The 21,092-nt window shown below is 70.6% G+C and carries 21 protein-coding genes; 5 read left to right on the top strand and 16 right to left on the bottom strand.

What is annotated here, in order from left to right; all coding sequences use genetic code 11:
• Positions 1–15: 15 nt before the first annotated feature.
• The 3 genes from AC0NZQ_RS08630 to AC0NZQ_RS08620 all read right to left on the bottom strand — a co-directional run bounded on the left by AC0NZQ_RS08630 (position 16) and on the right by AC0NZQ_RS08620 (position 2,890).
• A complete protein-coding gene (locus AC0NZQ_RS08630; protein WP_474529302.1) occupies positions 16–1,251 on the bottom strand; it encodes a PucR family transcriptional regulator in 1,236 nt (411 codons plus the stop codon).
• 176 nt (positions 1,252–1,427) lie between these two features.
• Complete coding sequence (locus AC0NZQ_RS08625) at positions 1,428–1,661, bottom strand: DUF6458 family protein (protein WP_474529301.1); 234 nt, start codon at positions 1,659–1,661, stop codon at positions 1,428–1,430.
• A gap of 173 nt (positions 1,662–1,834) precedes the next feature.
• A complete protein-coding gene (locus tag AC0NZQ_RS08620; RefSeq protein ID WP_474529300.1) occupies positions 1,835–2,890 on the bottom strand; it encodes a DUF3533 domain-containing protein in 1,056 nt (351 codons plus the stop codon).
• Positions 2,891–2,998: 108 nt separating this feature from the next.
• Between AC0NZQ_RS08620 and AC0NZQ_RS08615 the strand changes: the two genes are divergently transcribed.
• Positions 2,999–3,613, top strand: coding sequence for a TetR/AcrR family transcriptional regulator (locus AC0NZQ_RS08615; protein WP_474529299.1), 615 nt, complete (start codon positions 2,999–3,001; stop codon positions 3,611–3,613).
• Positions 3,614–3,836: 223 nt separating this feature from the next.
• Here the strand turns inward: AC0NZQ_RS08615 and AC0NZQ_RS08610 are convergent, their stop codons facing one another.
• The 9 genes from AC0NZQ_RS08610 to pdhA form a co-directional block, all read right to left on the bottom strand.
• The gene (locus tag AC0NZQ_RS08610; RefSeq protein ID WP_474529298.1) at positions 3,837–4,739 is read right to left on the bottom strand and encodes an undecaprenyl-diphosphate phosphatase; all 903 of its coding nucleotides are present in this window, start codon (positions 4,737–4,739) and stop codon (positions 3,837–3,839) included.
• Between the two features lie 172 nt (positions 4,740–4,911).
• Entirely contained in the window at positions 4,912–6,240 is a 1,329-nt protein-coding gene (locus AC0NZQ_RS08605; protein WP_474529296.1) for a glycosyltransferase, read from the bottom strand.
• Positions 6,241–6,263: 23 nt separating this feature from the next.
• A complete protein-coding gene (wecB, locus tag AC0NZQ_RS08600) occupies positions 6,264–7,493 on the bottom strand; it encodes a non-hydrolyzing UDP-N-acetylglucosamine 2-epimerase (RefSeq protein WP_474529295.1) in 1,230 nt (409 codons plus the stop codon).
• 81 nt (positions 7,494–7,574) lie between these two features.
• A complete protein-coding gene (locus AC0NZQ_RS08595) occupies positions 7,575–8,045 on the bottom strand; it encodes a carboxypeptidase-like regulatory domain-containing protein (RefSeq protein WP_474529294.1) in 471 nt (156 codons plus the stop codon).
• 195 nt (positions 8,046–8,240) lie between these two features.
• A complete protein-coding gene (locus AC0NZQ_RS08590) occupies positions 8,241–8,603 on the bottom strand; it encodes a nuclear transport factor 2 family protein (protein WP_474529293.1) in 363 nt (120 codons plus the stop codon).
• A 47-nt stretch (positions 8,604–8,650) separates the two neighbouring features.
• Positions 8,651–8,836 carry a hypothetical protein gene (locus AC0NZQ_RS08585; protein WP_474529292.1) on the bottom strand — a complete coding sequence of 62 codons (186 nt, stop codon included), beginning with the start codon at positions 8,834–8,836 and terminating at the stop codon, positions 8,651–8,653.
• Between the two features lie 48 nt (positions 8,837–8,884).
• Positions 8,885–10,198 carry a dihydrolipoamide acetyltransferase family protein gene (locus AC0NZQ_RS08580; RefSeq protein ID WP_474529290.1) on the bottom strand — a complete coding sequence of 438 codons (1,314 nt, stop codon included), beginning with the start codon at positions 10,196–10,198 and terminating at the stop codon, positions 8,885–8,887.
• Complete coding sequence (locus AC0NZQ_RS08575; RefSeq protein WP_474529289.1) at positions 10,191–11,207, bottom strand: alpha-ketoacid dehydrogenase subunit beta; 1,017 nt, start codon at positions 11,205–11,207, stop codon at positions 10,191–10,193. Before AC0NZQ_RS08575 ends, AC0NZQ_RS08580 begins: the two co-directional genes overlap by 8 nt.
• Complete coding sequence (gene pdhA / locus AC0NZQ_RS08570; protein ID WP_474529447.1) at positions 11,204–12,298, bottom strand: pyruvate dehydrogenase (acetyl-transferring) E1 component subunit alpha; 1,095 nt, start codon at positions 12,296–12,298, stop codon at positions 11,204–11,206. The genes AC0NZQ_RS08575 and pdhA overlap by 4 nt, the downstream gene beginning before the upstream one ends.
• A 161-nt stretch (positions 12,299–12,459) precedes the next feature.
• Here pdhA and AC0NZQ_RS08565 point away from each other — a divergent pair, with 161 nt between their 5' ends.
• Positions 12,460–12,897 (top strand): Lrp/AsnC family transcriptional regulator, encoded by a 438-nt coding sequence (locus AC0NZQ_RS08565; protein WP_474529288.1) that lies wholly within the window; start codon positions 12,460–12,462, stop codon positions 12,895–12,897.
• 12 nt (positions 12,898–12,909) lie between these two features.
• Here the strand turns inward: AC0NZQ_RS08565 and AC0NZQ_RS08560 are convergent, their stop codons facing one another.
• Positions 12,910–13,617 carry an ANTAR domain-containing protein gene (locus AC0NZQ_RS08560; protein WP_474529287.1) on the bottom strand — a complete coding sequence of 236 codons (708 nt, stop codon included), beginning with the start codon at positions 13,615–13,617 and terminating at the stop codon, positions 12,910–12,912.
• 101 nt (positions 13,618–13,718) lie between these two features.
• Between AC0NZQ_RS08560 and AC0NZQ_RS08555 the strand changes: the two genes are divergently transcribed.
• Positions 13,719–14,690: an MOSC domain-containing protein gene (locus AC0NZQ_RS08555; RefSeq protein ID WP_474529286.1), complete on the top strand. Its 972-nt coding sequence runs from the start codon at positions 13,719–13,721 to the stop codon at positions 14,688–14,690.
• Between the two features lie 76 nt (positions 14,691–14,766).
• On the opposite strand, the gene AC0NZQ_RS08550 is transcribed toward AC0NZQ_RS08555, so the two are convergent.
• On the bottom strand, positions 14,767–17,700 hold the full coding sequence (locus AC0NZQ_RS08550) for a UPF0182 family membrane protein (RefSeq protein WP_474529285.1): 2,934 nt from the start codon (positions 17,698–17,700) through the stop codon (positions 14,767–14,769).
• 115 nt (positions 17,701–17,815) lie between these two features.
• Between AC0NZQ_RS08550 and AC0NZQ_RS08545 the strand changes: the two genes are divergently transcribed.
• Entirely contained in the window at positions 17,816–18,361 is a 546-nt protein-coding gene (locus AC0NZQ_RS08545; protein WP_474529284.1) for a PPA1309 family protein, read from the top strand.
• Positions 18,362–18,368: 7 nt separating this feature from the next.
• Here AC0NZQ_RS08545 and AC0NZQ_RS08540 read toward each other — a convergent pair whose 3' ends face one another.
• Entirely contained in the window at positions 18,369–19,460 is a 1,092-nt protein-coding gene (locus AC0NZQ_RS08540) for a YlbL family protein (RefSeq protein ID WP_474529282.1), read from the bottom strand.
• Positions 19,461–19,484: 24 nt separating this feature from the next.
• Positions 19,485–19,682, bottom strand: a complete 198-nt coding sequence (locus AC0NZQ_RS08535) for a hypothetical protein (protein ID WP_474529280.1) — start codon at positions 19,680–19,682, stop codon at positions 19,485–19,487.
• A gap of 105 nt (positions 19,683–19,787) precedes the next feature.
• Between AC0NZQ_RS08535 and AC0NZQ_RS08530 the strand changes: the two genes are divergently transcribed.
• Positions 19,788–21,086, top strand: a complete 1,299-nt coding sequence (locus tag AC0NZQ_RS08530; RefSeq protein WP_474529279.1) for a zinc-dependent metalloprotease — start codon at positions 19,788–19,790, stop codon at positions 21,084–21,086.
• Positions 21,087–21,092: the final 6 nt, after the last annotated feature.

Here is a 21,092-nt window from a genome sequence, read left to right as displayed (position 1 = left end):
GGTTTCTGATCCAGTTCAGCTCGGCGTCGGCTCCGCCAGCGCGGCTCCCAGCTCGTGGACGACCGCGAGCGCCACCCGCAGCTGCACCTGATGCTCGGCGATGGGTCGGCCGCGCAGTTCCTCGGCCCGCCGGACGCGGTATGCGACGGTGTTGCGGGCGATGTGCAGCTGTTCGGCGGTCTCCTGCAGGCTGCGGCCGGTGTCGAGGTAGACGCGGAGCGTGTCGCGCAGCGCCACGACGTTGGCGGCGGGATCGAGCAGGCCGCCCACCTCACGCTCCACGAAGGCGCGCAGCAGCTCCGGTCGCTCGGCCAGCATCACCAGCAGATCGACGTCGTCATAGGCGAAGAGGCGACGATCGGGGCGGGCGGAGAGCTGCCCGAGGCGGGTGGCGTCGAGGGCACGCCGATGGCTCACCCGGAATCCGGACGCCCCCGGCCCGCCCCGGCCGAGAGCCACCCGGACGCCGGACGGTATCGCTGGCTCCAGGTCGACATCGGTCCCCGGCTGCACGGTGCCGCCCCAGGCCCAGACCCGAGCGCGCCCGATGGGCTGGACGACGAGATCACCGCAGCCGAGTCGACCGAGAGTCTCCGACGCCGCCCGTTCGAGCGCGCCGCGGCCCACGGCCGCAGCGTCGTCGGCCCAGACGACCAGGGCCGTCTGATGCCGGCTCAGGTCGTAGCCCAACACGGCGACGACGTGGTCGTCTGCCACCGCCTCACCGCGCAGCAGCTGGTCGATGACCTCCATGCGAGCCGCCGACGCACTGGCCTGCCAGCGGGAGCTGGCCCGGTCGAACTCGGCGATCATCGCCGCCGACACCGCCGCCACGACGGCGAAGAGCACCTCGGCGATCCGGCGGCTCTCGTCGAAGCGCTGTTCCGGCGGCACCAGCCGGCCGACGGCGTCGACCACGGCGGCGTGGGCGAAACCGTGGGCCAGCTGCAGGCTGTGCACCATGACGTCACTGCCCACTCCGCGCGCGACGAGCTCCGGCGGTCCGGAGAGCACACCCAGCGCCGTGCCGGGATCGAAGCCGGCGTCCACGGCGAGCGTGCCCAGCACCCCGAGGGCGACCGTCTCGCACCCACGACGGACGTCCTGCACGATGCCGTCGACGGCGAGCTCCGGGATCCGGTCGGCGATGTGAGCCGCCATGCCCTGACCCAGCTCGACGGCCCACGCCACCGGTTCGGTGCCCAGCGCCTGCGTGAGCGTCCCGAGCCCCGCCGGCTCCGGTGCCACCATCGGTACCGGCTGAGACGGTCGTAACTCGCGGACCCAGTGCGGCGCTTCTCCCATCGCCCATGCCTACCCGATCGGATTCGCGACCCGCCCCCACCCCGCAGGGCAGAGCGAGTCGCGAATCGTCACCCGGGCAGCGGCGTGAGATGCAGATTGACTGATGCAGGTCCGTCCAGAGGTCAGTAGCGAGGGCCGTAGGGGTCGCGCACCACGGCGGTGGGAGGGGCCTCGACGACGCGGACGCGGCGCCGACGCGGCGCCCAGTACGCCAGCTCGGCGAGGAGCGCGATGACACCGACGATCATCAGGATGATGCCGACGACGCCGAGGTCGATGCCGCTGACCTTGTCGGTCACGGCGAACTTCAGGATCGCGCCGAGCGCGATCAGGGTCAGACTGCCGGCGAGCTGCATGGCGGATCTCCCTCAGGGATGGCCACCGACGGTGGCATGCGCTGCGAAGATTCCCCAACGACGCGCTCGTTAGACGGGAGTAAGGCGCAGATTGTCGAGCCTGGTGAACGCAAAGGCCACAAGGCGGGCGTTACCGGCCAGCCGCAATCCCGGTTGCTCTCTGTCGCGGGACGTCAGCTCGTCCCGGTCGATCCGCTGGCCGCTGTCTCGTCCGACAGCTGCCCGTTCCGAGCGCGGTCGTGCAGCAGACGAGAAGCGGCCAGGGCCACGACGACGCCGATCACCACCCAGGCCGAGATGACGAGCAGGTGGCCCGTGATGCCGTTGCCGTGGAAGTAGGCGATGCGGCGGACGAGGTCGGTGCCGGCACCGTTGGGCAACGCGTTGCCGATGGCCCGCCAGAACGGCGGCAGCAGGTCGGGCTGGAACGCGCCGCCGGCACTGGGATTGCCGAGCACCACGAAGAGCAACACGGCCACGCCGATGCCGATGATCCCGAAGAGCACCTGCAGTGCCGTGGTGGCGGCCGCGGCGGCGAGGACGACGAGGGTGCCGACACCCCACAGCGCGAGCAGATGACCGTCGAGCGCGTGCAGGACCGGACCCACGACGATGGCGCCACCCAGCCCGGACGCCGCGGCGTAGGGCACGAGGGCGGCCAGCCGGATGGCGGCGCGGCGCGGGGTGGCCGGACGTGCCCCGCCGGCGACGCCGAGCAGCGACGCCACGAGGTAACCGCCGACCATCCACCCGACGACGAGATAGAAGCCCGTCAGTCCCCGAGAGTCACCGGATTGCAGCGGGACGATGTCCCGGCTGACGAGGGTGCGGTTCTGAGCGTGCTCGATCTGGTCGAAGACGGCTTCGACGGCGGTGACCACGGAGGCTCCCCCACCCGAGGCGGTGAGCAGACGGTCCGTGGCACCGGAACTGTCGACCACGAGAGCGGCGCTGAGGTCACCGTCGGCGATCTGCCGCTGCGCGCTCGCCGCGGAGTCGACGGCTCGCGCGGAGAGCGGGGATCCGTCCAGGCCGTTGAGTCGCTCGACCAGCATGGGCGCCTGCTGCGCGGGGGCGACGATGCCGACCGTGATGTGCTGCGGCTTCGGCGCGTGGAAGGCACCCACGTAGGACAGGATGAAGCCCAACTGCAGCAACAACACCGCGACCACCATGGCGAAGGCGCGCGGCGTCACCGCATCTTTGAGATCAGCTCGAAGACCGCGCATGCGGGGACACCCTTTCGCCGCCAGGGAGCTCGGCTCGCTCCCCGGATCACAACTGAGCATACTCAGAACTGAGTCCACTCATGAACTTCGAGACAGGATGTGATCGGCGTGACGACAGCACCGGCCGGCAGCCGGACCGCGCGGGCGAAGGCGGACCGGCAGGCGCGGATCTTCGCCGCCGCGAGTGAGCTGTTCCAACGTCACGGCTTCGACGGGGTCACCACGCAGATGATCGCCGACGCCGCCGACGTCGGGGCGGGAACGGTCTTCCTGCACTACCCGACCAAGGCCAGTCTCTTCGTCGCCGTCATGCGCACGACCCTCGCCGAAGGCGTCGACACGGCCCGTCGCCTCGCCGGCGACGGCGCCTCGGCGCTGGAGGCAATCCTCGCCGAGATCGAGCCGCTGCTGCTCATGACCGAGCAGCACCCGCAGAACACCGCCACGTTCCAGCGCGAGGTGCTCTTCGGTCCCGCCGCCGGCGCCTCCGCCGACCCCGGCCGCGACATCATCGACGCCGAGCACGCCATCGCCGACGTGCTGGCCCTCACCCACCCGCACCTCGACGACCAGCGTCGGTCCGACATGGCCCACGTCATCTACGCGACCGTCTACCTCGACCTGATCCGGGCCTCACGGCCGACTCCGGACGAACAGGAGGCGGTCCGGGACGTCATCCACCGCCACGTCGTCATGCTCCTCGACAGCATCACCCCGGCGTAGGACGGCGGGCCGTGGCGTCTCCCCGCTCAAGCCGCCGCCATGCCCCATCGCTGGGCGACCAGCAAGCGTCCTCGGCCAACTCCCCACCCAGCACTGGGTCTGCCACACAGAACACCCTTTCCAACACCGCAGCGAAGGACTCGGGCAACCGATCGGTCAGCTGGACGCGCTTGGACCAGGCCGTCCACTTCGCCTGCCGGACGCGGCTCGGCCGACTCACCACCTACCGGACCGCGAACCAGACCAGAGCGGCCGCCCCGGCGGCGACGCAGTAGACGCCGAAGGGGCGCAGCGAGCGGTGGGCGAGGTAGCGGGTGAGGAAGCGGACCGAGAGGTAGGCCCCGACGCCGGAGAGCAGCGACCCGAAGAGCACCTGTCCCCGGATCCCGTCCCCCAGCGGACCGCTGAGGTCGCCGAGCTTGAGGACGCCGGCGGCGAGGATGACCGGGGTGGCGAGCAGGAACGAGAAGCGGGCGGCGTCCTCGCGGGAGAGGCCACGCAGCATGCCGGCGACGGTGGCGATGCCCGAGCGGGAGATGCCCGGCGCGAGGGCGGCGATCTGTGTCGCACCGATCGCCACGGCACGTCCGACGCTCATCGTGGCCAGCCGCTCGTCCGACTGCGGTCCGGAGACGCGCTCGTCGACGTAGTCGGACTCCGCCGGCTCCCGACGGCGCAGGTGTTCACTGCCCAGCAGCACCAGTCCGTTGACCACGAGGAACAGCGCGGTCGGCACCGGCCGGGCCAGCGTGGTGCGGAACCAGTGCTCCCCCACCAGACCGACCAGCCCCACCGGGATCGTGGCGAGGACGAGCAGCCACGCCAGCCGCTGGTCCGAAGTGCGGACCTCGCGCCGCGCGATGCTGGTGACCAGCCCGGTGACGATGCGGACCCAGTCCCGCCAGAAGTAGACGATCAGCGCCAACGCGGTGGCGACGTGCAGCCCGACGATGAAGGCCAGATACGGCGACTCCGGGGCACTGACGTCCAGGTCACGCGACCACGACCCGCCGACGACGGCCGGCAGCAGCACGCTGTGGCCGAGGCTGGAGACCGGGAAGAGCTCGGCCACACCCTGCATCGCGCCGACGACACCGGCCTCCAGCCAGGTGAGGTGCGGGCTCACCCGATCACCGCCGGAGGCTGCCGATGCCGGTGGGACTCGCTCGTGACATGACACATGGGCCCCAGATTGGCCGACCGGACCTGTAGGCAACCTGACCACGAACGACGCCGACTCCTGCCGCCGACCGAGAGACGGCCGGCGACAGGAGTCGGCGGTGCGGTGCGGCGGCGCGCTACGAGGCGCTGCCGGCGAGCGCGGGCTCGGGCGCCGTCGGCGTCGCGCCGATCCGCGGCGTCTTCACCCAGCCGTTGCGACGCAGCAGCATGCGGGTCCAGGCGCGCAGCGTGGTGACGATCCACACGTACGAGTACGCAGAGAAGGTCATCGCGAAGGCCGGGATCTCCCACCACTTGTACGGGTGACGCGAGTGCTTCTGATACGTCAGCATGAACGTCGCCAGCGGCAGGATGCTCAGCACCAGCGAGGTGACCCGCAGCGGCAGGCCGTCCGGCACGAAGGACAGGAACGACGACGTGACGTCGATCAGGCCCAGGCTGCTGGCGATCGAGGCCGCCATGCCGAGGCTGATGACCACGACGGTGACGACCAGGAACAGGTACGTGATCAGGTCGAGGCGGCCGGCCACGTTGGCGCCCTTGGCGCGGAAGAGCTTCGGGATGTGGGACCAGCACTGGTAGTGGCCCTGGATCCAGCGGGTGCGCTGGCGCAGCAGCGGCTTCCAGCTGGTGAGGCCCTGCTGCGCCACCGTGGTGTGGTGGCAGAAGCGGGTGCGCCAACCAGCCTCGATGAGCCGCAGCCCCAGGTCGAGATCCTCGGTGAGGGCCGTCATCTTCCACGGCGAGTCGCCGAGGGTGACCAGCGCCGAGAGCCGGGTGAACTGCCCGTTGCCGCCCAGACCGGACGACCCGATCCGGTCGCGGGCGATCTGCACCAGGTAGGTGAAGCCGACGAACTCCATGTCCTGCATCCGCGCCAGCGCGCTGTCGCCGGCGTTGTAGATACGCACGCCGACCTGTGTGGAGCCGACGCTGGCGTCGATGAAGTACGGCGCCACCACCGTCAGGCTGTCACGCTCCAGCCGGCCGTCGGCGTCGACGATCGCATAGACGATCTCGTCTGCGCCGTGCCCGGCCAGCCACGGGTCGCCGTCGGCGGCGGCGTCGCGGATCAGGCGGTAGGCGTGGTTGAGCACGTCGCTCTTGCCACGGCCACCCTGCGCCGCGGTCCGCGACAGCAGGCGGACGCGCGGGTCCTGCGCCGCGTGGGCGGCGACGATCTGCCCGGTCGCGTCGGTCGAGGCGTCGTCGACGATGAGCACCCGGTGCTCGCCGGCGTAGTCCAGGTCGCGAAGGTTGGCCACGGTGTCACCGATGACCTGCTCCTCGTTGCGAGCGGGGACGACGATGATCATGAGCGGCTCGGTCCAGCCCTCGGGCGCCGGCGCGGGCTCCGGGCGGCGCAGCGAGATGAGGAAGAGCGCGAAGTAGTAGAGGACGACGATGCTGGTGAACCAGCCCGCCCAGGTCAGATCGATGGTCACGTGAGTCTCCTCGGGCCGCGCGACTACGCGACGCGTTCGGTGGTGCGGTCGGTGGTGTCGGCGCCAACGAGATCGGCGCAGAGGCGCTCGGCGATGCGCTCGGAGGCGTGGCCGTCGCCGTACGGGTTGGCGACGTGCGACATCTGGGCCAGCGCGGCGGCGTCGGTCAGCAGGTGATCGACGGTCGCCTCGAGGACGGCCGGGTCGGTGCCGATGAGCCGGGCGCAGCCCGCCTCGACCGCCTCGGGACGTTCGGTGGTGTTCCGCAGGACGAGGACCGGCTTGCCGAAGGAGGGGGCCTCCTCCTGCACGCCGCCGGAGTCGGTGAGGACGAGGTCGACGTCGCGCAGCGTGGCCGAGAAGTCGAAGTAGTCCAGCGGCTCGAGCAGGCGGACCGCGGGGTTGTTGCCGAGCGCCGGCAGGACCGCCGCCCGCACCGCCGGGTTGGGGTGGACGGGGAAGACCACGTCGAGGTCGTGCTGACGTGCCAGCCGGCCGACTGCCGCGGCGAGGTTGCCGATGGTGGCGCCGTGGTTCTCGCGCCGGTGCATCGTCAACAGGACTCGACGACGGCCGTCGGAGCTGCCGGCGAACGCGGACGTCCCCAGCCCGCGGGCGGCCACCCACTGCAGGTTGTCGATGACGGTGTTGCCGGTGATCTCCAGGCCGGAAGCAGGCACGTTCTCGGCGACCAGGGCTGCCGCGGCGCGACTGGTGGGGGCGAAGTGCCAGTTCGCGAGCCGTCCCACCAGCTGCCGGTTGGCCTCCTCGGGGAAGGGGTCGACGAGCGAGCCGGAGCGCAGCCCGGCCTCGACGTGACCCACCGGGATCTGGGCGTAGAACGCGGCGAGCGCACCGGCGAAGGCGGTGGTCGTGTCGCCCTGCACCAGGACGGCGTCGGGACGGTGCACGGCGAGGTCCTCGGCGACGGACTCCAGCACCCGAGCCGTCAGCGACGGCAGGGCCTGCGCGGTCCGCATGACGTCCAGGTCGCAGTCGGCCGGCGTCTCGAGTCGGGGCAGAAGATCGGCGACCATCTCGCGGTGCTGGCCGGTGGCGAGCAGGCGGACGTCGGCGTGGACGGCGCGGAGCGCGCGGACGACCGGTGCCATCTTGATGGCCTCGGGGCGGGTTCCCACCAGGACCGTGACACGGAAAGCCGTGTACGGCGCTGCCGCGGGCAGGGATGCGGTGGGGAGAGCTGCAGCCGGACGGAGGTCGTGCGGTTGCGTGGTCGTGGGGAGAGCAGACATGGGGGGCTCCTACCTGGTGGGGGGCGGCGGACCGGCCACCGGGAGCAGCGGATGGGGTGGTCCGCTGCTCCCGAGAGGCGATCAGTACGTCGAGATCGGCAGGAAGTTGAAGAGGTTGCGCTTCACCAGACGACCGTCGAGCCGGTAGGACTTACCGGGCTTGATCGCGATCGACTTGGAGGCGCGGTAGACCTTGCCGGCGACCTTGGCCGAGACCGACATGAGGTACGTGGCCTTCTTCGGCTTCTGCAGCACCTTGCGGTAGACGCCCTTGCTGTTCGTGGTGAACTTGGCGACGGTCTTGCGGTGACCGGCCTTCTTCACCGACAGCGTGATCTTGGCGTTCTTCACCGGCTTGCCGGAGGCGTTGACGAGCTTGCCGTAGACGACAGCGACATTGCTCGCGGTGCGACCGGCGGCCTTCGACTCCAGGGACAGGGCAGTCGAGCTGGGCGCGACGAGGAAGAGCAGGGCGGATGTCAGCGCTAACAGGGATACGCCAGCGATGACGACATGGCGGGCGCCACGTCGCAGACGGGGGATGAGCGACACAACTACTCCTTGGGTGGGGGGCCGGCCGAATGGCGCGGTCCCCAGCGGCATCGTCTGGCAAGACGTCACACCTGAGGAGAACTAGCTACCGTTACCTTTTCGTTATCAAACGCTGAGACCGCTCACCGCAAGCCGCATGCTCGATTCGGACAATCCACATCCCGCGCTCTTCCGGCGGCGGGTCTGCACCGGGAATCAGGCGAGTTCGCGCGCCATCGCCTCGGCCAGTGCCGTCGCACCGGACATCGGCCGCACCATCACGTCGAAAGCGATGATCTTGCCGTCGCCGTCCACGGTGAGGAAGTCGCAGCCGTGCACCGCCCGGTCCCCCACCCACGTCTGGAAGACGAGCGCATGCCTGCCCTCGTCGTCGCGGAGCCGCTGCGTGTAGCGGAACTCGCCGAAGACCCGCATCACCGCGCCGAGGATGGTGAGGACAGCAGCCTTGCCCTCGTACGGCCGGAAGACCACCGGACTGCGGAAGATCACGTCGTCGGCGAGCAGCTCGGCCATCGCGTCGAGGTCGCGGTCCAGCACGGCGGTGGCGAAGGCATCCACGAAACGGCTCCTCGGATCGGCGGCTGCCCGGTACCGTAACCGGTCACTCAGGCGGCGCCCGGATCGGGCGTCTGGCTCGACTCGTGACGGGCGCGCTCGGGTTCTTCGGTCCTGGCCTCGGAGTCCTCCAGGATGACCTCGGCCTGCCGGCGGGCGTCGTCGCTGCCGGCCTGCTCCTCCTCGGGCAGCAGAGGGCGCCCGGTGGAGTCGTTCTCGTCGTCGCTGCCGCTCATACCCGGTGTCCTACCTGCATCTGCCGAACCGGCAAACCAGCGGCCGGCTCAGGCGTCGCCGAGGGCGACCACCGGCGATTCGACGCAGTCGGCCACGTAGCGCAGGAAGCCGCCCGCCACTCCCCCGTCGCAGACCCGGTGGTCGAAGGCGAGGGTCAGCTGGGCGACCTTCCGGACAGCGAGCTCGCCGGCGACCACCCACGGCTTGTCGATGACACGGCCGATGCCGATCATGGCCGCCTCGGGGTGGTTGATGATCGCCGCCGAGCCGTCGACACCGAAGACGCCGTAGTTGTTGACGGTGATCGTCCCGCCGCTGAGGTCGGCAGGGGTCAACCGGCCCTCTCGCGCGGCGAGGGTCTTCGCCGCCAGCGCCTCGGCCAGGCCCCGCAGCGAGAGCGCCTCTGCCTCCCGTACGACTGGCACGACGAGGCCACGTTCGGTCTGCGCAGCGAAGCCGACGCCGATGGCGTCGTGAGTGAGGACGTCGCGGCCGTCGACACTGGCGTTCAACTGCGGGTAGCGCCGCAGCCCCAGGACGACGAAGCGGGCCAGCAGGGCGAGAACCCCCACCCTGCCGGTCTCGGGCCGCGCGCGCAGCGCGTCACGGGTCGCGAGCAGCGCCGTGGCGTCGACGTCCACCCAGACCGTCGCCTCGGGAATCTCCCGCCGGGAGCGGCTCACCATCTCGGCCATCGCCGCGTGGACGCCGCGCATCGGGGTGCGGGTGGTGCCCTCCGGCGCGGGCGCAGGCTCGGGCTCGATCGAGTGCTCCGGTCGCACCCGCAGGGCGAGGGCCGCCTCGACGTCGGCCCGGCGCACGAGACCGTCCGGGCCGGAGACCGGCAGGCTGCGCAGGTCCAGGCCCGCCTCCCGCGCCATCCGCCGGACCAGCGGCGAGATCACCGGGACGGGTCCGGCCGCGCGCACCGGGGCGGCGGTCGACGGGGAGGTCCCGGCCGGCGTCGCGGCAGCGACCGGCGGCGCGGCAGCTCCCGACGCCGCGGTCGGCACCGAGGTGAGGCGACGACGACGGCGCGGCTCGTCTGCCGGCGTGCCGTAACCGATCAGGACGTTCCCGCTGCGGCCGGCACCATCGGGCGTCACGGCTCCGGGTTCGCGCAGACCGACGGCCTCGACCGAGATCAGCGGACGGCCGACCTCGATCCGCTCACCGGGTGCGGCGTGCAGCGCGGTGACGGTGCCCGCGAAGGGCACCGGGACCTCCACGACCGCCTTGGCCGTCTCGACCTCGGCGATCGGCTGGTCGACCGCGACGGTGTCGCCCACGGCGACGTGCCAGGAGACGACCTCGGCCGACTCGAGCCCCTCGCCGAGGTCCGGCAGCAGGAAGTCAGGCATGGTCGCCCCGGCTGTCGTCCCACTGCAGCGTGTCGATCACGTCGAGGATGCGGTCGACACCGGGAAGGTGATGACGTTCCAGCGACGGCGGCGGGTAGGGGACGTCGAATCCGGTGACCCGCTTGATCGGCGCCTCGAGCCGGTGGAAGCACTGCTCGGTCAGCCGCGCCACCACCTCGGCGCCGTAGCCGAGGAAGCCCGAAGCCTCGTGGACGACGACGGCGCGCCCGGTCCGGTTCACCTCGGCCGCGACGGTCTCGTCGTCGAACGGAGCCAGCGTGCGCAGGTCGACGACGCCGATGTCGCGTCCCTCCTCCTCGGCGGCGTCGGCGGCCGCCAGCGCGGTGGCGACGGTGCCGCCGTAGGTGATGATCACCGCGTCGCTCCCCTGCCGCAGCACCCTGGCCCGATCCAGGCCGGGACCGTCGCTGCGCAGCGGCTCGTCCGACGTCGCCCAGTACCGTCGCTTCGGCTCGAGGAAGATCACCGGGTCCGGGCAGTCGATGGACTGCCGCAGCAGTCGGTAGGCGTCGGCCGGCGAGCTGGGGGTGACGACGCGCAAGCCAGGAGTGTGCGCGTAGTACGTCTCGGAGGAGTCGCAGTGGTGCTCCACGCCGCCGATGCCGCCGCCGTAGGGGATACGGATGACGACGGGGAGCGAGACCTGTCCGCGACTGCGGTTGCGCAGCTTGGCGAGGTGGCTCGTGATCTGCTCGAAGGCGGGATAGGCGAAGGCGTCGAACTGCATCTCGATCACCGGGACCAGACCGTTCATGGCCATGCCGATGGCGGTGCCGACGATGCCGGACTCGGCCAGCGGGGAGTCGAAGACGCGTGCCTCGCCGAAACGCGCTGCGAGGCCGTCGGTGACACGGAAGACGCCGCCCAAGGTGCCGACGTCCTCGCCGAAGACGACGACGCGGTCGTCGGCGTCGAGCGCGTCGGCGAGACCCCGGTTGATCGCCTGCGCCATGGAGAGCGCGGGCGCGTCGCTGACGGTGGCGGTCATGCCCGCGCCAGCTCGGTGCGCAGCATCTCCCGCTGGGCCGCCAACGAGGCGGGCAGCTCGGCGTAGACGTGCGCGAAGAGCTCGTCCGGCGCGACGTCGACCTCGGTGTTCATCACGTCCCGCACGTTGGCGGCCAGCTCCTCGGCCTCGTCCCGGACGGCCGCGACCCGCGCGTCGTCGAGGAGGCCCGAACTGCGCAGCAGTCGTTCGAGCCGGTCGACGGGGTCACGCTGTAGCCAGTGCTCCACCTCGGCACGGTCGCGGTAGCGGCCGGCGTCGTCGGCGTTGGTGTGCGCCTCGATGCGGTACGTGATGGCCTCGACCAGCGTCGGACCGTGACCGGCCGCGGCGTGGGCCACCGCCTCGTCGAGCACGGCGCGGACGGCCGCGGCGTCGTTGCCATCCACGAGAACCGAGCGCATGCCGTAGCCGATGCCCTTGCTCGCCAGCGACGGCGCCGCCGTCTGCTTGGCCAGTGGCACGCTGATGGCGTAGCCGTTGTTCTGCACCAGGAAGACGACCGGCGCCTGCCACACCGCGGCGATGTTGAGCGCCTCGTGGGTGTCACCCTCGCTGGTCGCACCGTCGCCGAGCAGCACCAGCGAGACCTCGTCCAGGCCCCGGAGCCGCGCCGCGTGGGCGACCCCGACGGCGTGCAGCGTGTTCGTCGCCAGTGGCGTGCACTGCGGCGCGACGCGATGGGCGACCGGGTCGTAACCGCAGTGCCACTCGCCCCGCAGCAACGAGAGCACCTCGGCGGCGGGCACACCCCTGGTGACCGCTGCGACCGAATCCCGGTAGGTGGGGAAGAGCCAGTCCTGGTCCCGCAGCGCGGTGGCCGCGGCGACCTGGCAGGCCTCCTGTCCGCGCGAGGAGGGGTAGACCGCGAGCCGACCCTGTTTGGTGAGTGCCGTCGCCTGGGTGTCGAAGCGGCGACCACGGACCATCGCGCGGTACAGCTCGACGAGCGTCTCGTCCGAGGGCATGACCAGCCCGTCACCGTCGCTGCGCCGTCCCGACGCGTCCACCAGACCCACCGGCGTCGCGGTCGGCAGCAGGTCATGGGCGGACATGGTCGGTCCGTCGAACATGGTCACAGGAGCGTCCTTTCGGCCAGGTTGTTCGCAGTCTGCCGCGTATCAGCGCCGTTCATCTATCGTGTCAAGCCGTCACGAGACGTATTGCCGTCAACTACGCCTGCGACGAGACGATCGGAGCTTGCGGGCGTCGGAAGGAAGAGCGGAGAAGACAGTTGGCCGACCTGGACGACGTGGACCGGCAGCTCGTCGCGGCGCTGCGGGTCGACGGCCGGGCCTCCATGCGCGCGCTGGCCGAGACGGTCCACATCTCGCGAGCGACGGTCTACCAGCGGGTGGCGCGGCTGGAACGAGAGGGGGTGATCACCGGCTACACCGCGCTCGTCGACCCCGCGTCGCTCGGGCTGGGGCTGTCGGCCTTCGTCTACCTCGATGTCGAGCAGCACTCGTGGAAGGCGTTGCGGCAGCGCGTCCTGGCACTGCCCGAGGTGGTCTTCGGCGGTCTCGTCTCGGGCGAGCACGACATCGTGCTGCACGTCCGCACCACCGACGCCGCGGCGCTGCGAGAGCTGGTGATGACCCGGCTGCAGAGCATGCCGGAGGTCCGCTCCACGCAGACCGTGCTGATCTTCGACGAGATCCTGCCGGGCTGAGGCCCGCACAGCTCAGTCCCGGCGGCCCGGTGGCCGGACGTCGGGGACGGCCCCGGTCTCGACCACCTGGTCGGCGACGTCGCGCAGCTTGCGGTTGAGGTTCTGACTGGCCGACTGCAGCAGGGCGAAGGCATCGTCGCGGGTCACCCGTCGGGCATGCATGACGATGCCGATGGCCGCCCCGATGAGACGGCTGTTCTCCAGCGCCGTCTCCAGGTGAGCGGCTCGGTCCTCGGTGGTGCGCAGCGTGAGGAAGGAGGAGACCAGGGCGGCCACGATCGCCGCGTCGACGAGGGCGTCGTCGTCGAAGGCGCCGTGCTCGTCGCCGAAGAGATTGAGAGCGGCATGCTCGTCACGGAGCGGAAAGGCGACCGACGACCGGATGGGCGTCTGCGCGAGGACGGCCGCGGTGTAGTCCGGCCAACGCGTCTCGGTCTCGAGATCGAAGCTGTAGTAGTCCTCGCCGTCGAGCGCCGCCTGCAGGCACGGCCCCTGCTGGTACCGGTGCTGGGCTGCGTCGGCCGTCGCGGCGACATCGTCGGAGGCGGCAAGCGTCTTTCCCTTGGCGTCGCTGATGCTGGCGTGCACGCAGCCGGACACCTGCTCGACGACGACCTTGAGGGCGCGCTCGAGGACCTCGTCGGTGCTGCGCTCGCCGCGAAGCTGCGCCCCGAGCGAGGCGAACTCCTGCGACAGCGCCAATAGCTGGTCGTTGTCCACTGGTGTCCCTCTCCGCGCCGGATCCGTTCCCGCGCTGCGCTCGAGGTCAAACGCTAGTTGAGAAGGCGGGGTAGCCGGTAACGGACCTCTACAGTCGCGCCATGGCGAAGATCGCGCAGGTGTGGCGCTTCCCGGTGAAGTCCCTGGGCGGCGCCCCGGTGGAACGGGCGCGGCTGGGATGGCGCGGCCTACACGCCGACCGGTTGTGGGCGGTTCGGGACCTCGATGACAACAGCACCGCGACTGCCCGCCGGATCCCGACGCTCCTGCTCTGCAGCGCCCGCTACGTCGCCGAACCCGGCCCGGAGGCCGGCCCGGACCGCGTCCCGCCGGTCATCGTCACGCTGCCCGACGGCGACGAGCTGCACAGCGACGACCGGCGGCTGGCTGCCCGCCTCTCGGAGGTCGCCGGTCGGCGGTTGGCCCTGAGCCCGCTGACAACCCGGCGACGCGCGCACCGGCTGCGGCCACGGCAGATCATGGGTTCGCTGTCGCCGGACGGGATCCGACGCGACCTCGGCCTGGCACCGGACGACCCGCTGCCCGACGCGGCCCACTTCACCGTCCGGGAGCTGGCCAACCTGATGCGCTACTCCACACCACCGCGCAGTTTCGTCGACCTGGCGCCGGTGCACGTCCTCACCACCGCCAGCCTGGCGTGGCTGGCCGAGCGTCACGGCGCACCGCTGGACGCGCGGCGCTTCCGCCCCACGTTCCTGGTCGAGACCGGCGACGAGACCGGGCTGGTGGAGCGCAGCTGGCTCGGTGCGGACCTCGTCGCCGGCTCGGCCCTGCTGCGGGTGAACACACCCACGATCCGCTGCGTGGTGCCGAGCCGACCGCAGCCGGGCCTGGACCTCGACCGCGAACTCGGACGCTCGCTGTCGCGACACGTGGATCGCTACCTCGGGATCTACGCGTCGGTACGGGGCGACGGCGAGATCGCCGTCGGTGACGAGGTCACGGTGCGGCACCCGCCGCGCCCGGGCGTGCTGCACCGCGGCAGGAGCCTCGCTCTCGCCACCGCGAAGCGGACCGCCATGCGGGTCGGGCAGGCCACGGTCCTGCGCTGAGCGCCATTCTCCGCGCGATTCGGGAGCGCCGGTCCCGCTGAGCGAGATTGGCGCTCCCGAATCGACTGCGGGCGGGCTACCTGCTCGGCGACTGGGCCTGCAGCAGCCGCTGCGACAGCTGCTGGATCCGCAGCAGCGCCTCGACCTGCTTCACCGTGTCGCCGTCGGCCTTGGCCTTGGCGTAGTCCGAGTTCGCCGTGGCCAACTGGCTGCGCAGCTGCGCCTCGTTGCCCGTGGGCGACGTCGTGGTGCTCGGAGAGCTCCCCGACGACGGCGCCCCGGATGACGGCGTCGACGACGGCGTTGACGAGCCTGACGGCGAGCCGGACGACCCGCCACCACCGCCGGAGCCACTCCCGCCGGTGCTGGGTGCCGATGTCTTCAGATCGGCCAGCGCCTCGGCGACCGTGGATCCGAACCCGACACGTCCGGCGTAGAAGAGCTGGATGCGCTCCAGTGTCGGGAAGGAGGTCTGCTGTCGCTGCGTGTAGAGCGGTTGCACGTAGAGGAAGCTGTTGTTGAGCGGCAGCGTCAGCAGGTTGCCGGGGATGACCGTCGAACCGCCGTTCTTCTGGTTGGTCTTGTACTCGGTGACGTCGCCGTCGCCCTGGAAACGGCTGGCCACCTGTTCCGGTCCGAGGACCGGACTGGTGAACCCGGTCAGGATCTTCATACGACCGTAGGCGCCGGGGTCGCTGTCGACAGTGATGTAAGCCGCGAGGCTGGGCTGATTGTTGACCTTCATGGGCGTGGTGAGCTGGAACCGGGCGCCGGACTGACCGGCCGACTGGGATGCCGCGAGGACGTAATAGGGCGGCTGGTCACCACCGCTGGTCACGGCCGGGTCATCGGGGATGGTCCACTTGTCCGACTGGTTGTAGAACGTCGTGGCGTTGCTGACGTGGTACTGCTCGAGCAGCCCGCGCTGCACCTCGAACAGGTCCTCGGGATAGCGGACGTGCTCGCGAACGCTCGCCGGCATCGCCGAGCTCTTGGAGATCAGCCCCGGGAAGACCTTCATCCACGTCTTGAGCACGGGGTCCTTGGCGTCCCACTGGTAGAGCTTCACGGTGCCGTCGTAGGCGTCCACGGTCGCCTTGACCGAGTTGCGGATGTAGTTGACCTCGGTGTCGGCCTGACCGGGGTTCTTGTTCGTCCGGGTCAGCGAGTCGTCGGTGAGGTCGGAGAGCGAACGACGCTCGGAATAGGGGTAGTTCGCCATCGTGGTGTACGCGTCGACCATCCACATGATGTGGCCCGACTGCGGATCGACGAAGGGGAAGGGATCGCCGTCCACGTTGAGGAACGGCGCCACCTTCTTGACGCGCTCCCGCGGATCGCGGTTGATGAGGACCTTGGCGCCGTCCGCGCTGACCGCGTCGTTGAGCAGGAAGTTCGTCTCGGTCTCGTTGAGCGCGAAGGCCAGCTTGGTGAACGGGCTCGACAGCGAGATGCCGCCCTTGCCGCTGTAGGTGACCTTGGCGTCGTTGTTGCCGTCGAACTCGCGCGGCGTCCCCTTGGCGCCCACGACCGCGTAGTCGCTCATCAGCTCACCGAAGTACACCCGGGGCTGCTTCAACGGAACGGCGTTGTTGAGAGCCCCGCCCTGCGGAATCCCCCCGTCGGCGAAGTCGGAGTCCTCGCGGATGTTCTGGCTCGCCTGCGCGGCGACGTATCCGTACCCGTGGGTGTAGGTCGTGTGCTGGTTGATCCAGTTCGTCTGGTCATTGGTGAGGTTGGCGGCCTTCAGCTCCCGGACGCCGACGATGTAGTCGTCCTTGACGCCCCCGACCGTGTAGCGGTCGACATCGAGCTTGGGCGGAAAGCCGTAGACACCGCCGGCGTACTGCGAGGCCTGCAGCTGGTTGAAGGTCGGCGATACGACATTCGGGTCGAGCAGCCGGAGGTTGCTCAACGTGGCGTCGGAGAGGTTGAGATCGTTCGGGTTCGGGGTCCGGTCGATCTTGTACGGCTCCCGCGTCACGGGCTTGGCGGTGCCGTCGCCGGAGTTGAACTCGATGTTGTACGCCTGGCGCGTCGCGGTGATGTTCCGCGAGATGTACGGCGCCTCCTTGGTGCTGGCGTTCGGCTTCACCGTCACCTGCTGGATGACGGCCGGGTAGATGCCGCCCATCAGGATGGACAGCACGATGAGGACGATGAAGCCGATCCCCGGCAGCAGCGCGCTGCGCAGCCAGATGCTCGCCAGCACCCCGATAGCGAGGATGAGGGTGAGCCAGAACAGGATGGTCTTGGCCGGCAGCGCCGAGTGGACGTCGGTGTACGAGGCGCCGGTGAAGCGGCCGCTGCGCTCGCTGAAGACCAGGCTGTACCGGTCGAGCCAGTACGCCGCCGCCTTGAGCAGCATGAAGACGAAGATCAGCACCGTCAGGTGACGCCGGGCGGCGAGGGTGATCTTCGGGCCGGGCGTCTGCAGCCGGATCGCGCCGGTCAGGTACTGGATGCCGACGACGAGGATGATCGAGAAGATCAGCGCGGTGAAGCCGAAGCCGAGGATCAACCGGTAGACCGGCAGGTCCCAGGCGTAGAAGCCGACGTCCAGCTTGAACTGCGGGTCCTTCACCCCGAAGTCCACGCCGTGCAGCCACGTCTGCCAGGCCGCCCAGTCGCCCTGGGCGCTCGCGCCGGCGGCGAGGAAGGCGACGACCGCGACCGCGGCCAGCACCAGCTTGCGCCGCGGCTCGACCATGAGCACGTAGTTCTGCAGGTTCTGCTGCTCCGGCGACATCGGCCGGAACGGCGGCTTGGTGCGGTACGCGATCACCAGGTTCGCGCCGATGACGAGCGCCATCAGCGCGCCGAAGATCGCGAAGAGCGTGACCCGCGTCCAGAACACCGTGCTGAAGACGCCCGCGGCGCCGACCTCGCGGAACCACAGCAGGTCGATGTAGGTGCCGGACAGCTTCACCACCAGCACGAGCAGCACGATCAGGATCGCGGCCACGGAGAGGGCGATCTTCGCCCGCCGCGAGAGGATCATGGTCGGCATGGGCGGCCGCATCGCCACGGGCGGGCTCCTGGGTCGTGAGGAATGCTGTCGTCAGAACTGCTCGCCCAACGTACCGGGGCCACCTGTGGTTCCCGGCGAGCGGGAGGATGGGGGCATGACCGACCCCGTCGACCACACCCCGCACCTGCCCGTTCTCGAGGCCGCGCTCGCCGAGATCGAGCAGCACGTCCACGCCGCCGGGTGGGACCGCGGCCCCGCGCTCTTCGCCCTCGTCCGCGCGGGGCGCTTCACCGCTGACGACCCGGTGACCGCCGCGCGGATCGGCATCGACACCCTGCCGGCCGACGCCCTCACCCCCGTGGAGCAGGACGAGCTGCCCGATCAGCCGCTGGACGAGCTGCTGGCGGGTATCGCGTGGCCCGACTCGGTGGCCGGGTGCGCGGTGTCGCAAGAGATCGTCATGCTGCCGCCGTCGGCCGAGGCCGGGCTCTCCGAGGCGGACGCGGCCAGCCGCGCCGCCGACCATCCCGAGCGGCGTGAGGCCCGCCTGGTCGTGGGGGTGCTGCGCGACAGTGCGGACGGTGTGCTCGACGCCGGCGTCATGCGGCTGCGGGGGCTCGACGGGAGCGACGACGACCTGCTCACCGGAGCCGAACTGGCCCCGAACCTCGCCGCCGCGCTACGGGCGACGCTGCAGTAGCAGCGCCTCAGCAGCCCGGGACCGGCTGCCCGGCCTCGATCTTCTTCAGGTCGTCGATGGCGCCGGCCAGGCTCGACACCTTCACGACCTTGAGCCCGTCCGGCACGTTGCCGCGCACGTCGCCGCAGTTGCCGGCGGGCGCCAGGAAGACGGTGGCCCCCTTGTCCCGCGCGGCGATCATCTTCAGCTGGATGCCACCGATCGGACCCACGTTGCCCAGCGGGTCGATCGTGCCGGTGCCGGCGATGAAGCGACCCTTGGTGAGGTCGGTCGGGCCCACCTTGTCGACGATGCCCAGCGCGAACATCAGTCCGGCGGAGGGGCCGCCGATCTCGTTGGCAAGCGCGAGGTCCACGGTGAAGGGCGTCTTGCAGACGTTGCTGGGGGCGATGCCCAGCACGCCGCCCTTCGTGCCCGAGCGCGACCCCAGCTTGACCGAGACCGTGCGCGGCTTGCCGTTGCGGGTCACGCCGAGGCTCACCTTCGTGCCGGGGGCCGTCGAGCTCAGGATCGCGCGGAGCGCCGTCGCCGACGGCGTCTGCTTCCCGTCCACGGAGACGATCTGCTCGCCCGGCTGCAGCGCCGCCGCCGACGGCCCGTCCGACTCGACCTGATAGACGTTCACCGCCACGGACTTGTAACCGAGCTGGCAACTGGCCGCCGCGGTGGCGTTGTCCTGGGAGACGACGAAGTCCTGGGTGTTCTGCTTGTCGGTCTGCTGCTGTGACTGGCCGGGCGGATAGACCGAGGCCCGCGGCACGACGACCTCGTCGCCCTTGAGCCAGCCGACGAAGGCCTGGAAGGCGGTGACCTCGTCGGTGTTGACGCCGACGGTGGTGAGGTTGAGGTTGCCCGAGGTGTCTCGCACCTTCGCCCCGCTGATCTTGATGATGGCCCGTCCGGCGTCGTCCTTGCCGAGGGTGTTGTACGTCGGCCCCGGTGAGAGGACCACGTAGGGCACCGGCAGCGTGAAGACCAGGACGAAGAGGACGAGGAAGAGCACGCCGGAGACGATCAGCGTGCGCACACGCCGGCTCAGCCGTGCGAATCCGGTACCGCCGGGGAGGCGGTCAGCGGTCGGGAGCGAGACGCGGGCCACGACTCGGAGGGTAACCGCCGAGCTTCAGTCCGCCCCGTCGGGCGAGCGCAGGCCACGGTCGCGTGACCTCGCGGTCGTCGTGAGTGCGGCGAGGAACTCCTCGTGCTGTCGCACTGCCTCCGCCGTGGTGGGCTGCCGGCGTGGGCGCCCGCGCCACCAGAACCACAGCGAGACGAGCACGGTCACCAGGACCGGGCCCGACAACCACAGCATCCACGCCACCTCGGCGACGCTACCGCCGCCTCATCGTTCGCTGTGGGCGCAACGCGGCCATGCCGGCACGGGAACGATCAGCAGCTGCCGCGCGTCGCTATTACCGTGAACGACATGACGAACTTCCCCTTCGGCTTCGGCATGCCTTCCGGCGACTCCGGCGACGGGGAGAACGACCCCAACCTCTCCTCGCAGATGCCGCTCTTCGCCGAACTGCAGAAGCTTCTCTCGTGGTCCGGCGGTCCGGTGAACTGGGATCTGGCCAAGCAGCTCGCGGTCTCCAACCTCGGCGGCAGCAGCATCGTCAGCCCGGCCGACCGCAGCGGCACCGCCGACGCGCTCCGTCTGGCCGACCACTGGCTCGACGACGTCACCGACCTGCCCAGCGGCGTCACCGCCGTCGCGTCGTGGACCCGGCTGGAGTGGCTCGACAAGAGCCTGCCGGTGTGGTCGTCGCTCTGCGACCCGGTCGCGTCGCGAGTCACCACGGCCATGTCACAGGCGATCCCGCAGGAGCAGCTGCAGGCCCTCGGCGCGGGGAACCCGCTCGCCGGGATCATGAATCAGGTCGGCGGGTTGATGTTCGGCGCCCAGGTCGGCCAGGGGCTCGGCGGACTGGCCCGCGAGGTGCTCGCCGCCACCGACATCGGCGTGCCGCTCGGTCCCGAAGGCATCGCCGCGCTGGTACCGGAGAACGTCACGGCCTTCGCGGCGGACCTCGAGCGCCCCCTGGACGAGGTCCGGCTCTACCTCGCGCTGCGCGAGGCGGCCCACCAGCGGCTCTTCACCCATGTCCCGTGGCTGCGCCGCCACCTGCTGGACATGATCGAGAGCTACGCGGCCGGGATCTCCATCGACATGGGATCGATCGAGGAGGCCATGCAGGGCCTGGACCCGATGAACCCGGCAGGCATGCAGGAGGCGCTGACCGGCGGGCTCTTCGCCCCGAAGCAGACCCCGGAGCAGGAGATCGCGCTCCGCCGGCTCGAGACGCTGCTGGCACTGGTCGAGGGGTGGGTCGACACCGTCGTCACCGCCGCCGCCGGCGAGCGGCTACCCGGTGCCGAGGCCCTGCGCGAGGCGTTCCGGCGCCGGCGGGCCTCCGGCGGGCCGGCCGAGCAGACCTTCGCGACGTTGGTGGGGCTCGAAATGCGGCCGCGGCGCCTCCGCGACGCCGCCACGCTCTGGTGGACCGTCACCGAGAAGCAGGGTCAGTCCGGACGCGATGCCATCTGGACGCACCCGGACCTGCTGCCCACCGCCGACGACCTCGACGATCCGCTGGGCTACGGCGACCACCCCGTGGACCTCTCCGACTTCCAGGCCCCGGACGACCTGTCGGGCCTGGACATCAGCGGGATCGATCTGGACAAGAAGCCGAAGTCCGAGGACGACGGGCCGGCTGCGAGCTGACCCCTA

The organism is Jatrophihabitans sp. sgz311053 (genome assembly GCF_056135305.1).
The sequence above is the reverse complement of the archived record's forward strand: the minus strand, read 5'-3'. Positions and strand labels throughout refer to the sequence as shown.

Excerpts from the sequence above, each read along its gene's own strand:
- AC0NZQ_RS08630 (WP_474529302.1), bottom strand. The coding sequence starts at position 1,251 with ATGGTGGCACCGGAGCCGGCGGGGCTCGGGACGCTCACGCAGGCGCTG.
- AC0NZQ_RS08625 (WP_474529301.1), bottom strand. The coding sequence starts at position 1,661 with ATGCAGCTCGCCGGCAGTCTGACCCTGATCGCGCTCGGCGCGATCCTG.
- AC0NZQ_RS08620 (WP_474529300.1), bottom strand. The coding sequence starts at position 2,890 with ATGCGCGGTCTTCGAGCTGATCTCAAAGATGCGGTGACGCCGCGCGCC.
- wecB (WP_474529295.1), bottom strand. The coding sequence starts at position 7,493 with ATGTCTGCTCTCCCCACGACCACGCAACCGCACGACCTCCGTCCGGCT.
- AC0NZQ_RS08585 (WP_474529292.1), bottom strand. The coding sequence starts at position 8,836 with ATGAGCGGCAGCGACGACGAGAACGACTCCACCGGGCGCCCTCTGCTG.
- AC0NZQ_RS08580 (WP_474529290.1), bottom strand. The coding sequence starts at position 10,198 with ATGCCTGACTTCCTGCTGCCGGACCTCGGCGAGGGGCTCGAGTCGGCC.
- AC0NZQ_RS08575 (WP_474529289.1), bottom strand. The coding sequence starts at position 11,207 with ATGACCGCCACCGTCAGCGACGCGCCCGCGCTCTCCATGGCGCAGGCG.
- pdhA (WP_474529447.1), bottom strand. The coding sequence starts at position 12,298 with ATGTTCGACGGACCGACCATGTCCGCCCATGACCTGCTGCCGACCGCG.
- AC0NZQ_RS08555 (WP_474529286.1), top strand. The coding sequence starts at position 13,719 with ATGGCGAAGATCGCGCAGGTGTGGCGCTTCCCGGTGAAGTCCCTGGGC.
- AC0NZQ_RS08550 (WP_474529285.1), bottom strand. The coding sequence starts at position 17,700 with ATGCCGACCATGATCCTCTCGCGGCGGGCGAAGATCGCCCTCTCCGTG.
- AC0NZQ_RS08545 (WP_474529284.1), top strand. The coding sequence starts at position 17,816 with ATGACCGACCCCGTCGACCACACCCCGCACCTGCCCGTTCTCGAGGCC.
- AC0NZQ_RS08530 (WP_474529279.1), top strand. The coding sequence starts at position 19,788 with ATGACGAACTTCCCCTTCGGCTTCGGCATGCCTTCCGGCGACTCCGGC.